The following is a 13,693-nucleotide window of genomic DNA, read 5'->3' as shown; positions in this document are numbered from 1 at the left end:
GTTGTACCTTCCACCAGAGAGTTATAAATCAAGATTTGAGTCGTAGGTTTTGACCACACTGACCTCGGCGCCGCCCACCGCTGCGCGCATCGTCAGCTTGTCATGAGCCGATAGAGCCGTGGCATCACGCACCAGATCACCATCGGCACGCTGCACAATCGTGTACCCGCGCTTGAGCGTTTCTACGGGCGAGAGTGCCCGCACCCGCGCAATCGTATGCGAAATCGCGTCCCGTTCGCGCGCCACACGGTACTCCACCGAACGGGCGGCTCGCTCCCGCAGCCGAAAAATATCCTCACTGCGCCACCCTAAATCCGTCTCCGGCTGGGTCAGCACCGGGCGCTCATGCAGCTGCCGAATATACTGCTCCTGATAGTTCAGGTAGCCCAAAACCGCGCGGTCGGCACGCGCTCGCGCCTCACGAATAACCGCCAGCTCCTCGGCGACATCAGGCACAATACGCTTACCCGCATCGGTGGGGGTAGAGGCGCGAACATCCGCGACGGCATCCAGAATTGGGCTGTCTGCCTCATGCCCAATTGCCGAAACGACCGGAGTCTGCGCCGCCGCCACGGCACGTACCAGAGCCTCATCAGAGAACGAGAGCAGATCCTCAAACGAACCGCCTCCGCGGGCAATCACAATCACATCAACCTCAGGATGCGCATCCAACTCACTCAGCGCCGCCATCACCTCGCTCGCCGAGCCTTCGCCCTGCACTTTCACGTTCCGTACCTCAAACTGCACTCCGGGCCAGCGCAGCGAAGCATTGCGAATCACGTCTTTTTCGGCATCGGAATCACGCCCGGTAATCAGTCCTACACGATGCGGCAGCAACGGGAGCGGCTTCTTGCGAGCATCCGCAAACAGCCCCTCAGCGGCCAGCTTTTCACGTAGTATTTGCAGCTGTTCGTGCAGGTTACCCGTGCCCACCGCATAGATACGCCGCCCAATCAGGGAGAGCCGACCGTTCTTCCACAGGCTGGGCTTCGCTAAGGTCACCACCCGCGCGCCAACCTTCACATCCGAACCCAGGCCGCGCCCCGCCTGACCGAACAGGGCGAGCGTAAACGAAAAATCTTCCTGCAGATCCTTCAGCTCGATAAAAACGTTCCCGCCGCGCCCGTTGAGGGAAGCAACCTGCGCCTCAACCCACAGCTGCGGAACCTTATCGATATAGTTCTTCATATTCTGAGCCAAAAGCGCCAGAGGCCAAGGATTCTGCGGTGTAGTCTCCTGCGACTTTGCAGGAAGCTGCCGCTCAGCCGCAGGCGGCACAATCGGGGGAGCCGAGTGCGGGTATTCATGGTGCGCTGCCGAAAAATCAGTCATAACCCCATTCTCTCCCACAGCCTGCGATTTTGCCCATCTTTCGGTCATGTGCGTACTCTTCACGTCACAGTTTCCGCTGAGGGCACACTCATTCAACCTTTTCTGCCGAACCCGGTAATCTGTAACCTATGGGTGCACATGACGACCCCCAACCCCACGAACCCAAGCGCACGATCAAACTTGAGGTTCCAGAGGACTCACCAGACACCACCCGCGTATTGCCCGAACCTCCGCGCGATGACTACCGGGTTATCTCCAGCGAACCGCATGATCTTGAGGGCGCGGATGAAACCACCACGCTCTTATCTGCCCCCGAGATAAACCAGCAGACGCGAGTGCTCAACGAGTCCTTTGATGCGCTGCGCCCGCACAGCGAAACCCCGGAACCGACGGGTGCTCCCGTAGCCAACCTGGCGAATCAGAAACCGCAGCGGCATGTGCTAGAACCCACCAGCGTCTCAAAGCTGCGGTACGCTCTGGCGATTCTTGCTGCATCCTTGAGTATTCTGTGCGCGCTAACGGGTTCGGTTGCCAGCTGGGTCAATCAAAACCTCATCAGCCAATCCGGGTTCAACCAGCTCAGCACCCAGCTGGTGGAAGACCAAGACTTTCAAAAACGAATTGCCGATGCCGCTGTCACCGATGTTATGAACTCTGATGCGGTCAAGCGAGTCTTCCCCGAATCCGGCAATAACTTTCTCACACAGATTCTGAGCACAAGCCGCGGCGAGGTGAAAAAACGCCTGAGCGAGAATGCACAGAGGCTCACTGGAACCTCCGAATACCGCACCATGTGGCGGCAGGTTGCGGCGGATACGCACACCTACAACCTGGCGCATCCTGATGATCCAGCCGCGCTCGACATCAGCGCCTTCTATCGTGAGCTTGATGCGCGTGTGGGCAGCATAGGCATATACGACCCCGATATTTCATCCTGGGGAAAACACCTGATATCTATTGACCGTGACGGAAACCCCGTGCAGCATGCGGTGCAGCGGGCGCAGTGGGTTGGAAGTATGTCCGGAGCACTGATCGCAGCAAGTATTATCGGTCTGGTGATCGCCCTGATCTTGCTTCCGCGCGGACGCTTTGTGCTTCTGACCTGTGCGTTCTTGATTCTTGCGGCGGGTCTGTGGATTCTGAGTGCGGTCATGGCGCAGCAAACCCCGCAGATGCTTGGGCTAAGTACTGACAGCACGGTAGGAACTGTTTTCTTGGACGGCCTGGTGAATACGGCGCGTCCCATGCTGACGGGTCATCTGAATTCGCTCGCAAGTTACAGTGCATGGGCGGCCGTGGTCTCGCTTCTGGGCGGTATTCTTGCCAAACTCATTGCGCTCACTGCGAGCGGCACCACAGTACGCACACACTAGAGGAACAAACAACGTAGGATAGTAGTCATGTCCACTGAAACCATTTCCCTCGGTCTGCCGCCGCTGCCGCGCACCCGCCGAAGCCGCGCCGATATTGAGGCTGCAAACCCCGTCACGAGTGCCAAAAAGGTGCTGCTGGCCACCCCACGCGGGTACTGCGCTGGCGTTGATCGTGCCGTGATCGCCGTTGAAAAGGCTCTCGAACACTACGGTGCCCCGGTGTACGTGCGCAAACAGATTGTGCACAACCGTCATGTGGTGGAAACCCTCGAACAGCAGGGTGCTATTTTTGTGGATGAAGTGGACGAAGTGCCCGAAGGGTCCGTGACCGTATTTTCGGCGCACGGAGTTTCCCCAGCGGTTGTATCTGCTGCGGGGGACAGGCAGCTGAACACGATTGATGCGACCTGCCCGCTGGTGAATAAAGTGCACCGTGAGGCTGTTCGTTTCGCAAAACAGGACTACGATATTCTGCTCATCGGGCATACCGGGCACGAAGAAGTAGAAGGTACCGCCGGTGAAGCACCCGAACATATTCAGATCGTGAATTCGCCTGATGAAGTGGATTCGGTTACCGTGCGCGACCCAGAGAAGGTCGTGTGGATTTCACAGACCACCCTCTCCGTGGACGAAACCCTAGAAACCGTGGCAAGACTGCGCGAACGGTTCCCCTCCCTTCAAGACCCGCCCTCAGACGATATTTGCTACGCAACCTCAAACCGTCAGGGCGCTATCAAAGAGATTGCCCCGCAGTCAGATTTAGTGATTGTGGTGGGGTCTGCGAACTCTTCGAACTCTGTGCGGCTTAAAGAAGTCGCGCTAGAGTACGGTGCCAAGCGCGCCGAACGTGTGGACTTCGCCCATCAGGTGGATGAATCCTGGTTTGAGGGTGTGGCGACCGTAGGGCTGACTTCTGGCGCATCGGTGCCCGAGGTGCTGGTGCAGGAGGTACTGGCGCTACTGGCTGAATACGGGTACGAGAACATCGAAGAGGTAGAAACCGCTAAGGAAGACATTCTCTTCTCCCTGCCCAAAGAGCTGCGTGCCGCCCTGAAAAATGACGAAAATACAGGTCGTCAGCTGGGAGGCCGCGGGGCAAAACCCACGCGATAGTTCGCGCCTTACACGAACTTACAAATCCGGGAGCGTTTTCTTCATTCGGGAGCACTTAAAGTGCTCCCGAATGAAGAAAACGCTCCCGAATTAGCGGTACAACCGCAGGAAGCCCTAGAGCCAACCGTTATCGGCGGCGATACGTATCGCCTCCTGCCGGTTCGAGGCGTTAAGCTTCGCCATCGCAGAAGACAGATGGTTGCGCACCGTACCGGGGGAGAGGAACAGCTGCTCACCAATAGCGCGCGCCGTAGCACCATGACCGGCAACCCGCAGGATCTCGGTCTCACGCTCGGTCAGCGGAGACTCCCCATACGCCAAAGACTCTGCCGCCAGCGCCGGATCCACCACATGCATACCCGCATGAACACGCCGAATGCCCTCCGCCAGCTGGGATGCGCTTGTATCCTTCACCATAAACCCGCTCGCCCCAGCGGCGAGAGCACGCCGCAGGTACCCCGGTCTGCCGAAGGTCGTCACAATGAGCGAACGTACCGGATCTCCCGTAAGCGTTACCAGTTTCGCATCTCGAATCGCAGCCGCCACATCAATACCGCTGGAAAGCTCAGAACCGGGCATTTCGATATCGAGAAGCACCACATCCGGGTGATACCGGTTGATCGCCGGAATAACTTCATCGCCGCCGCCAACCTGCGCGACCACCTCAATATCGTTCTCAAGTCCCAACAGCGCGGCCAGCGCCTCGCGCACAAGCTGCTGGTCATCGGCGAGCATAATCTTAATCATCTGTATCTCCCGAAGGCTCAATCTCGGCGGTATTACCGTCCATGCTAACCCGAACCCGCGTACCCCGAACGTCTGCCGCTCCAGAACCGGCAGGATGCGCCCGCAGCCAGTGCGCCGGAGCATCCTCAATAACGAGGGTTCCGCCCGCAGACTCCACACGACTCTTCATGCCCTTGATACCGCTTCCGGCAGCATACTCGGCGGGAATACCCACCCCATTATCAAGAACTTCAAGCCCGGTATTACTCAACCGCACCTCACAGAAACCGGCCTGCGAATGCCGCACAATATTCGTCACAGCCTCACGCAGCACCCACGAAAAAAGCGAAGAATTCACCCCAACCACTGAGAGAGCATGTTCCGCATCGGGCAATTTAGCGGTGATCGACGCCGTCTGCAAGGCACGCGCCGACGCCTGAATTTCGCCCGAAAAGTCCGGGATGCGCAGCCGCGTGACCGTCGAACGAACCTCCGCCAGCGAAGACCGAGAAAGCTGGGCGATAGCTTCAAGCTCCGCATCGGCACGATCAGGGTCAGCATGCAGAAGTCTACGCGCCAAATCGGCCTTAAGCGTGATCACGGTCAGAGAATGCCCGAGCACGTCATGTACATCGCGGGCGATGCGCTCGCGCTCGCTGACCATATCAAGTTTCGCTTGGGTTTTGTCGGCGTTTTTACTCATCTGGATCAGGTAGGAGAACGCCATAATCCCGATCATGGGGGCGCCCAGTGACAAGGTGAGGCGGGATTTATCCGCGAAATTGATAGGGATTCCGTCAGAGAACATGTAAATTATCCAGAAAACTGCCGCAATGATGAAGGCACCGCGAATTCGTGTGCTGTAGGGAATGTCCTCGGTGAAGGTCCACAGTGCCACAAAGTAGATGGTGAACCCGATGAGTACATCTGCCGGTGGAATGGCGGCTATCAACATCACGCCGCATACGGGCACGAAGAGAAGGGCCGTCCAGAGAAGCAGCCGCCTGAAATATGATGACGCCGGAAGAGCCCAGGGGACCGTATACGCGGCAACATCTGTGATCGAGAAAATGACCAGGCAGATAATGACGTACACGTGCTTCCACACCGGAGCGTTAGGCTCTAGAACACCGTCATAGATATACCCCAGAAATATGAGCCAGGGCGCGGAGAACCCCAGGCTAATCCAGTCGATAGTGCGGTTTTCAGGTGTTTTATTGCGGGGTTTTAGCGGTGTCATATGCTCCTCCTGGACTCTAGTATAAAGACGACTTCGTGTAGCGCAGAGGGCGCATCCGGCGGTGTGAATACCGGATGCGCCCAAAACCTAGCAGCCGTTGTCGCGAAAGACCTAGCGCCGCGTGGTTCGCCGCATAAGGAGCATGGTTGCCAGAATGAACAGAGCGCCCCAGGCTGCGAAGCTAACAACGCCGTACCAGAGTGGTTCGATCATGTTCCAGTCGGGGCCGCTGCCGTTGATAATCGTGAGCCCTTGAGTGAAGGGATAGCGGGAGATTTCGGCGGCACCGTACAGCGGAGTGAAACGGGCGTAGGGCATAAGGTCTTTGGTGAGCGGGGCGAAGAGCGTGCCGAAGAACGAGAACACCACCAGAACGCCGTTGGCAATACCTACTGCGCTTTCGCTGGGTACCAGAAGCCCGATGGCTAGCCCGAAGAACCCGAAGACCATAGCGCATAGTATGCTGAGCGCAGCGCAAGCGATCTGCTGATTCAGCGGCATATCGATTCCGGTGAGGCGTGCAGCAATGTTCACTGCTATGACGGGTACCGCCGCCATAACGAACGCCACACAGCATTTGGAGAACAGGTATTTACCGGTATTCATAGGGGTGAGGGCTAGCTGCCTGCCCCATCCGGCCACGTTTTCGACCACGGTCAGGCCGCTGACCGATACGGTGCTGCTGATAGCGCCGTAGAGTGCCATGCCAATCATGACATAGGCGGAGGCGTTACCGTCTGCGACTTTGACCTTTGCGTAGTCCTGCAGGGCCCCGAAGAGCATGTAGAGCCCCACAGGCAGGATGATTGTGTAAAACACGGAAGACGGCGACAATACCGACCGGCGAATTTCGTAGAGTGTGTAACGTAGCATGTCTAGGACTCCTTTGTGGCGCTAGATGCGGCTGATTCGGTGTCTGAGGTGAGGAGCATGAAGGATTCGTCCATGGAGGGCTTCACGATTTCAAGGTCACTCACAACCTGTGTGTTGAGCAGAAGCCGCACGAAATCTTCGGCATCCGAGATGTTCAGTCGGTGGCGGTATTTGCCGTTTTCCTGGGTAATTTCGACCTGCTGATGCGGTAGATCGTCAAAGGCGAGGGGCGCATCCGCCAGGAAGCTCACGTGCCGGTATCCGGTAAGGTCACGGATTTCTTCGGACGTACCATCGGCAATAATGGCGCCGTCGCGCATGAGCACAATGCGCTGTGCGAAGTTCTGAGCCTCTTCCAGGTAGTGGGTTGCGAAGATAATGGTTTTACCGGTTTCGGCGAGCTTATCCATGCGTTCCCAGAAGGTGCGGCGGGCGGTAACATCCATGCCGGTGGTGGGCTCATCCAGAATGAGGATATTAGGGTCATGCATGGTGGCGATAGCAAACCGGATGCGCTGCTGCTGCCCGCCGGAGCATTTGCCGACCTTACGATGCGCCAGCTCGGTCAGGTCTGCGCTGGCAAGCACCTTATCAATGTCGATGCGGGTGGGATAGAGCGTGGCGAGCATTTCGAGGGTTTGTCGCACGGTCAGGTCTTTGAGAAGCCCGCCGGTTTGCAGAACGGCCCCAATATCGCCGCGCTGCACCGCCTTTTTAGGGGAGATACCCTGCACGGTGAGGGTTCCTCGCGCCGGCTCGGTCAGCCCCAGAATCATATCAATGAGAGTGGTTTTGCCCGCCCCGTTTGGGCCGAGCAGGGCTATAATTTCGCCCTTGCTGATGGTGAGGTCGAGATTATCGACGGCAGTGAGGGTGCCGCCTGGAACCCGGAAAACCTGGGTCAGATTCTCTGCCTGAATAACTGTTGTCGTGTTCATGCTTCTAGTACACCAGCTTGTACCGGGTGCTATAAGTGCGTGCTGTCATGACATACCTATGACAGGTGTCATGGTTTTTTGGGGATGCGCCGCCTCGGAGGTGTTCTATTTTGCGGGTTATTGTGCATCAGACGGTTATTTAAGTCGCCCAATGCAAAATAACCCGCAAAATAGCGGGGGAGGGCGGGCGTGTATCCGGCGGGGAAGGAACCCGGGCCTCACCCTTCAGCGCAGAGTAACCGCCCGCGCGGTAGAATGTTAACTGTCTGTGCCTGCGCCTGGTATCACTCGGGGGTGTGGGCGAATTATCGTCGTCATTATGAAGGATTTTCTGTGGCTCTGACTATCGGCATTGTCGGTCTTCCTAACGTGGGCAAGTCCACCCTGTTCAACGCGCTCACCCGCAACACGGTGCTGGCGGCTAACTACCCGTTCGCTACGATTGAGCCGAATATTGGTGTGGTGAACCTGCCGGATGCCCGCCTGAACCGGCTCGCCGAGATTTTCGGGTCTGAGCGTATCCTGCCCGCAACCGTCTCGTTCGTTGATATTGCGGGTATTGTGAAGGGTGCTTCTGAGGGTGAGGGGCTGGGGAATAAGTTCCTGGCTAATATTCGTGAGGCGCACGCGATTGCGCAGGTGGTGCGCGCGTTTGATGACCCGGATGTGATTCACGTGGACGGCAAGGTTGATCCTGCCTCCGATATGGAGACCATTAATACCGAGCTGATTCTGGCGGATTTGCAGACTTTGGAGAACGCGATTCCGCGCCTTGAGAAGGCCGTGAAGATTAAGAAGGGCGATGCCGCCCAGCTGGAGACTTACAAGCAGGCGCAGCAGATTCTTGAGGATGGGAACACGATTTTCTCACGTGCGGCTGCCGAGAAGCTTGAGATGGCGCATTTGAAGGAGCTGAACCTGCTGACCGCTAAGCCTTTTATCTACGTGTTTAACGCGGATGAGGGCGTGCTCGCTTCTGAGGAGAAGCAGGCCGAGCTGCGTGAGCTGGTGGCCCCGGCGGAAGCTGTTTTCTTGGACGCGAAACTTGAGGCTGACATGGTGGAGCTTTCCGAGGAGGAGGCCCGCGAGATGCTGGAAATGAGTGGTCAGGACGAATCGGGGTTGGATAAGCTGGCTCGCGTGGGCTTCTCAACCCTGGGGCTGCAGACCTATCTGACGGCTGGCCCGAAGGAATCGCGTGCCTGGACGATCTATAAGGGCGACACGGCACCGCAGGCGGCAGGCGTGATCCACTCCGATTTTGAACGCGGCTTCATTAAGGCCGAGGTTGTTTCCTTCGATGATCTAGATGCGGCAGGTTCCATGAACGAAGCAAAAGCCCGCGGCAAAGTCCGCATGGAAGGCAAAGACTACATCATGGCCGACGGTGATGTGGTTGAGTTTCGCTTCAACGTCTAGGAGAAAGAAGTGAGGCGTGTCAGGCACGAGGGCGTGAGGTCCTTTACTCGGGTGAGGGTGGCCAAGCTGCTGGATTACCGTCTGCCGGTGGTGGCGTGCGTTTTAGCGGTGGGAGTTGGGCTGGCTGACCTCTTGTGGGACCAGTTCCGGGTATTCGCGTTGGGCCATGCCATGATTACGGCGCTGTTCTCCATGACGATCTTCGCCGTGCTCACCACGTGGTTCGTTAATTGGTTTGCGTTAAGGCGCGAACGCTCAAAGCGGGCCCCTGTGACTGGCAATGCGGTGCGGGTGACTGCTGATATGGGCTGGGATGTTGTCACTCACGTGGGGATGTCGTGGCAGAATCTCTATGATGCGCAAGTTCGAGAGGAGGTTTTGCGGTGCCTGCGAGCATATAATTCTCAGGTGGCAATCCTTGCGCTGACACCAAATACCGATACGAATTTCTTAGAGCTCCTGGCCTGTCATGACCGCCTCGGAGCAGCGCTCGAATCATTTTTCCTTACGCCTCCCAGAACCGCACAGGAAGATTCCGAGAAACGCGAAGAGATTCGCCGACTCCAAGCAGCTGTGGATGCTGCGTCATGGCCGTATATTAAGGCCAATATGCCGTACTACTGGGATGATCCGGGTAAGTTCACACCCCCCTTTACTGAGCCGCCTTCCTGGTATGCACGGATACCAAAACGCCCGGAGCGGATTTCGCCCCTTGGGCAGTATCCGGAACCTTCAGCTGAGCAGGACGCCCCTGTGGTTAATCTTGGGAGTGATGAAATGGCAAAGATGCTCGATGATGAATGCCGCGCGATTCTCTTTCCCGACTCGGAAGGGTCTCCCATTGAGGAGGCGGAATGATATTCTTCGATCTCGCATACGCCTGCGCGACATTGTGAACCGCAGCAGATGAGCTTTGTGCTAACGCCAAGCACACACCTGTACAATACTGAGATCCAGTGCTGGGCCTCGTGTTTTTGACATACGCAGAGAGCAAGTTCTGCTGTGGTCGAGTCTGGCAGCACGAGGCGCAACCCCGCTACCATCGCGGACTACAGGGCGAAGTCCGTGCTCTATGTGTCCGACGAGTCTCGCCTATCCAACCCGTTCAACCTGTCAGAAGATAAGGATGTTGGCAAAGGGGCTGACTAGCGACCAAGGGTATCGAAGAGACCGACCCAAGCTCAAGGACGTCCTGCTACGAGGGGGCCAGAAGCTCGAATGCTCTACCCTTATCGAACTGATGTGTCTCTTCGTACCACTACCCACCCAGCTTGAGGGCGACGCTGAATAGTCTGAGAACGAGATCCGTCAGCAGCTTATCGCGTTAGCCACCGTCGATGTGATGGTGGCTGGCGTACAGTGCGTCGACGTTGGTGGCCGGTGCAAGATCACCACCCGCTCCGATATCCAGGACCAGGGCTGGAGCCTCTACCCTTGCCACTACAGCGGTAGTGCGCCGTCGACAAAGCAGGCGCCGAATTCGTGAGCGACCTGCAACGACTACATGAGGAGTTCCTCAACTCAGCGACGACTCTGACGTTCTTCGAGACAAGGTCGACGTGGCGATCAACGGGGTTCTCGGATCATGGCTGTCAGGTTTGATGGTGGCGTTTCCTACCACATCGGGGGTGGGTGGGGTACCGAGACTCCGAATCCAGTCTCGGATGCACCCGCTTTTGTCATTCGCGGCACCGATATACCCAGGCTAGCTGTTGGTGATTTGAACTTGATGGAGTTCCGCTTCAACGTCTAAATCTGACGGGTCGATAGGGCTTTGAAAATCCGGTGACGGAGGGATGACGAAAATCATCTCGCTGTCACCGGATTTTTTGTACCCTAGAAATGCAAAACGAACATGCAACATACCTTAATTTAGAAGGTAGGAAGGGCGACATGATTATGAATAATGAACCGGTTGAAGAGAACAGTAAGCCTGCTGTATCGGATAAATCAAAAACTGATGTAATGAGGAGCAGATCAGCAAAGATTCATATTTCGTCAGAGCTATTGAGAACGTCTAATCGTATATCTGAGATTTTTTATGCTCGGAAAATTCCTGTGCTACAGGAAGCTCTGAAACCGTTTCAGGGGCAATACGCAACTCATTTTGAGGAAGCTCTGAAGCCGTTTCGAGAGCAGAACGCTGCTCGGTGTAGAGAATTAATCAAAGTAGTTCAGAAGCAGAACTGGTTCATCGATTCAGCTGCTATTCAGAATCTTTCGTTATCTAAAATCGATTCAATCAATTTTGAAATTCCTGTCTTTAACAATCAATTTTCTGCAAGTCTTGATGTAATAGGCGAAGTAATTGATAACTTTTTGGGTTCTGTAAATAAAACAATTCCCCTAGAGGTATTTAACTTATTTAAGGGTTTACCTAAAAAAATCCCCGAAAATCTTATAGAAGTTGGCAGTAGTATAACTATAGAACAGGTGCTTAAAGTGGCTAAGAGGGATGGGATTCCTTTGTATGCTGTGCCTAGAATGAGTACTGTTCTTGAATTGGTGGAAGCAGATAATGGGGCGAGCCGAAGGGAGATACTAGTTAAGTACCAAGAATCGATTTTTGAAGACTGTGAGAATGTTCTAAATAAAATTTCTTCTAAATATGCATTGGAAAAGAAGTTTTTTATTCTGGCTGGGTTGAAGGCTCTGAAAAACGGTCATGTTGAGGCAGCGCAGGCGCTATTTACAAATACGCTGGATACTGTGCATCAGAATTTTTGGGGCTTGAATAAGCAAACACGTACTGCGATTTCTAATCATAAGGAAGGTGACGAACTGCCCCAGCTCATCAAGAATATGAATTTCTTGGATATGTTTGTGTTTGCCCCGATCTGGAATAGTCATATGAAATTTTTTGGTCATGCAGGTGAGGAACCTCCAGCGGAATACTCGCGTCATGCGAGTGTTCATGGCGTCTCGCGTCGGCAGTATAAATTGGAAAATTGTATTCAAGCGCTTATGCTTGTTACAAGTCTTCTAATCTATGTCGATAATATTAAAAAATCTTCTGAATCTTAATTTATGGTAGTGAAGTGTGAATGCAGAACTTGGATAACATCTCATGGTGAAGAAAAGTAAAGTAGCGCTGGCTTATAACTGTGACGTGGTGGAGCTCCGATTCAGCGTCTAGGAGGTAAGAAATAATAATCGATTGGTGGAATTCTCTTTTAAACAGGTTGTCGTGGGATGACCCGATGCTTCTCTTGGGTGTAGCATCCTTTGTGGCTACTGCACTCATCCCCATTGTGTTATGGAGGGCAGGAGCGAAACAAGCAAAACGTGACAGCGAGTTGCAAGCCAAAATCCTTGCTCGTCAAACGTTGGTTTCTCAACTCCAGCGACGCGATGCGCTGCTGGGAATTGTTACTCAATCCTCAGACGCCAGGTACTTGGAAGTGTTGTGGAAGGAGATTCTTGAGTACAAGGAGGAGGACCGGGACTTCCTTCTCGCTCATCTCCGTGCTAATCCTGCTCTTGCGCTTCCGGGAACGTCTACCGGTGCGAAAGCGCAAGATAACCTGACTGATGCCGCTGTGAGTAATTATGTTGATGGGTTTGAGCGCCGTTATGCAGAAAGCGACGGGTACCCGCCCTATCCCGGATTGCTTAAATTCATTGCGGAAGCAAAAAGACAGGGAGCAAAGATTGAGGACTCGCGTATCGTTGCGCTTGTTACGGGACCGACTGCAGAAAAACAATGTCCAGGTCATTTCTTCTATTATGATCTGGTTCTTGCTCTTCCCCAAGCAGTGAGTCCTCTTCTTCATGCGGTTGAGAGGATTGATTCTCAGGCTCACGGTGGTCTTAAGCTGAATGTTCTGACAGGTGCCCTTCTCGCGGTCAAAGACTTGGAAAAGGGACGCCGAGGTGCGACGTCGAATGCGGATGAGGTGGAAAAACTGAGGGGTGGGATTGCCCAAGCTCTCGCCTATCTGCTACATCGAGGTGTCCTAAGCTCGTTTAACCAGTGGGAAATTAAGGGATCGACTGACAGTGTCACTGCTACAGCTGCCTGGCTCATCAGAGCAGTTGGATGGGTTGCCGATGTTGATGGTCATTTAGCGATGCGGATGATTGAAAAACTAGCTCTCGCAATTGAATCAGTACCTAAATCGGAAGGAAACTGGGGAACTGATAGCCATGATGTCCGTCAGGGATTTGAATGGATTAGTGAAAAGTGCCCTGAATTGTGGGAAATCTACGGGGAGAGCTTGGAAACGGCTGCCACAGAAGTTGGGCAACGGAAGGAGCATCTCTCCTCGTAGGGTACCGCTTACCCTAAACGTCGAATTACGCCGTGGCGTGGTGGAGTTCCGCTTCAACGTCTAAACGATAAAAACATAAAAAACGGAGCCCCGCACTGTACACACAGTGCGGGGCTCCGCCCTATTAACCCTCGCGCGCCACAAAAAGCAGCCGCCCGAGTTTAAACCCTATTGACCGGGATTAGTGGTCAGCACCAACCATAACGTTGGACGCCTTAATCACTGCGTAAGCGGTCTCGCCAACCTTCAGGCCCAGCTCCTTGATGGACTCGTTGGTGATGGACGCAGAGATAACAACCTCGGGAGCGATCTCAATCTTAACGATGCCGTTAGTCGCACCCTCAGTAATCTCAACAACCTTGCCAGCGAGCTGGTTACGGGCAGAAAGCTTCATGCTCGGTTCCTTCC

13 protein-coding genes are annotated in these 13,693 nt (G+C 54.8%); 7 read left to right on the top strand and 6 right to left on the bottom strand.

The genetic code is table 11. From position 1 onward, the window contains the following. Positions 1 to 21: 21 nt before the first annotated feature. The gene (xseA, locus tag HMPREF0733_RS00950) at positions 22 to 1,332 is read right to left on the bottom strand and encodes an exodeoxyribonuclease VII large subunit (protein WP_041321839.1); all 1,311 of its coding nucleotides are present in this window, start codon (positions 1,330 to 1,332) and stop codon (positions 22 to 24) included. Between the two features lie 128 nt (positions 1,333 to 1,460). On the opposite strand from xseA, the gene HMPREF0733_RS00945 reads away from it, so the two are divergent. Together HMPREF0733_RS00945 and HMPREF0733_RS00940 are read left to right on the top strand one after the other, a co-directional pair. Next, entirely contained in the window at positions 1,461 to 2,705 is a 1,245-nt protein-coding gene (locus tag HMPREF0733_RS00945; RefSeq protein WP_013397545.1) for an MFS transporter, read from the top strand. Between the two features lie 27 nt (positions 2,706 to 2,732). Then, positions 2,733 to 3,818 carry a 4-hydroxy-3-methylbut-2-enyl diphosphate reductase gene (locus tag HMPREF0733_RS00940; protein ID WP_013397544.1) on the top strand — a complete coding sequence of 362 codons (1,086 nt, stop codon included), beginning with the start codon at positions 2,733 to 2,735 and terminating at the stop codon, positions 3,816 to 3,818. A gap of 114 nt (positions 3,819 to 3,932) precedes the next feature. Here HMPREF0733_RS00940 and HMPREF0733_RS00935 read toward each other — a convergent pair whose 3' ends face one another. From HMPREF0733_RS00935 to HMPREF0733_RS00920, 4 genes are all read right to left on the bottom strand, one after another. After that, on the bottom strand, positions 3,933 to 4,565 hold the full coding sequence (locus HMPREF0733_RS00935; RefSeq protein WP_013397543.1) for a response regulator transcription factor: 633 nt from the start codon (positions 4,563 to 4,565) through the stop codon (positions 3,933 to 3,935). Next, positions 4,558 to 5,784 carry a sensor histidine kinase gene (locus HMPREF0733_RS00930; protein ID WP_013397542.1) on the bottom strand — a complete coding sequence of 409 codons (1,227 nt, stop codon included), beginning with the start codon at positions 5,782 to 5,784 and terminating at the stop codon, positions 4,558 to 4,560. Before HMPREF0733_RS00930 ends, HMPREF0733_RS00935 begins: the two co-directional genes overlap by 8 nt. Positions 5,785 to 5,895: 111 nt before the next feature. Continuing rightward, a complete protein-coding gene (locus HMPREF0733_RS00925; RefSeq protein WP_013397541.1) occupies positions 5,896 to 6,657 on the bottom strand; it encodes an ABC transporter permease in 762 nt (253 codons plus the stop codon). 2 nt (positions 6,658 to 6,659) lie between these two features. Then, a complete protein-coding gene (locus HMPREF0733_RS00920; RefSeq protein ID WP_013397540.1) occupies positions 6,660 to 7,595 on the bottom strand; it encodes an ABC transporter ATP-binding protein in 936 nt (311 codons plus the stop codon). A gap of 333 nt (positions 7,596 to 7,928) precedes the next feature. On the opposite strand from HMPREF0733_RS00920, the gene ychF reads away from it, so the two are divergent. The 5 genes from ychF to HMPREF0733_RS00900 all read left to right on the top strand — a co-directional run bounded on the left by ychF (position 7,929) and on the right by HMPREF0733_RS00900 (position 13,285). Further along, a complete protein-coding gene (gene ychF, locus HMPREF0733_RS00915; protein WP_013397539.1) occupies positions 7,929 to 9,014 on the top strand; it encodes a redox-regulated ATPase YchF in 1,086 nt (361 codons plus the stop codon). A 9-nt stretch (positions 9,015 to 9,023) separates the two neighbouring features. After that, the gene (locus HMPREF0733_RS00910) at positions 9,024 to 9,872 is read left to right on the top strand and encodes a hypothetical protein (RefSeq protein ID WP_218915832.1); all 849 of its coding nucleotides are present in this window, start codon (positions 9,024 to 9,026) and stop codon (positions 9,870 to 9,872) included. 727 nt (positions 9,873 to 10,599) lie between these two features. After that, on the top strand, positions 10,600 to 10,767 hold the full coding sequence (locus HMPREF0733_RS11095) for a hypothetical protein (protein WP_013397535.1): 168 nt from the start codon (positions 10,600 to 10,602) through the stop codon (positions 10,765 to 10,767). Positions 10,768 to 10,907: 140 nt separating this feature from the next. Beyond that, positions 10,908 to 12,038, top strand: a complete 1,131-nt coding sequence (locus tag HMPREF0733_RS10690; RefSeq protein ID WP_049775413.1) for a hypothetical protein — start codon at positions 10,908 to 10,910, stop codon at positions 12,036 to 12,038. A gap of 203 nt (positions 12,039 to 12,241) precedes the next feature. Then, positions 12,242 to 13,285, top strand: coding sequence for a hypothetical protein (locus HMPREF0733_RS00900; RefSeq protein ID WP_244864772.1), 1,044 nt, complete (start codon positions 12,242 to 12,244; stop codon positions 13,283 to 13,285). Between the two features lie 181 nt (positions 13,286 to 13,466). Here the strand turns inward: HMPREF0733_RS00900 and HMPREF0733_RS00895 are convergent, their stop codons facing one another. Further along, positions 13,467 to 13,679 (bottom strand): TOBE domain-containing protein, encoded by a 213-nt coding sequence (locus tag HMPREF0733_RS00895; RefSeq protein WP_013397532.1) that lies wholly within the window; start codon positions 13,677 to 13,679, stop codon positions 13,467 to 13,469. Positions 13,680 to 13,693: the final 14 nt, after the last annotated feature.

Source organism: Rothia dentocariosa ATCC 17931 (assembly GCF_000164695.2).
GTDB classification, from domain to species: domain Bacteria; phylum Actinomycetota; class Actinomycetes; order Actinomycetales; family Micrococcaceae; genus Rothia; species Rothia dentocariosa.
Note: the sequence above shows the minus strand (reverse complement) of the source record. Positions and strands in the feature narration are given on the sequence as shown.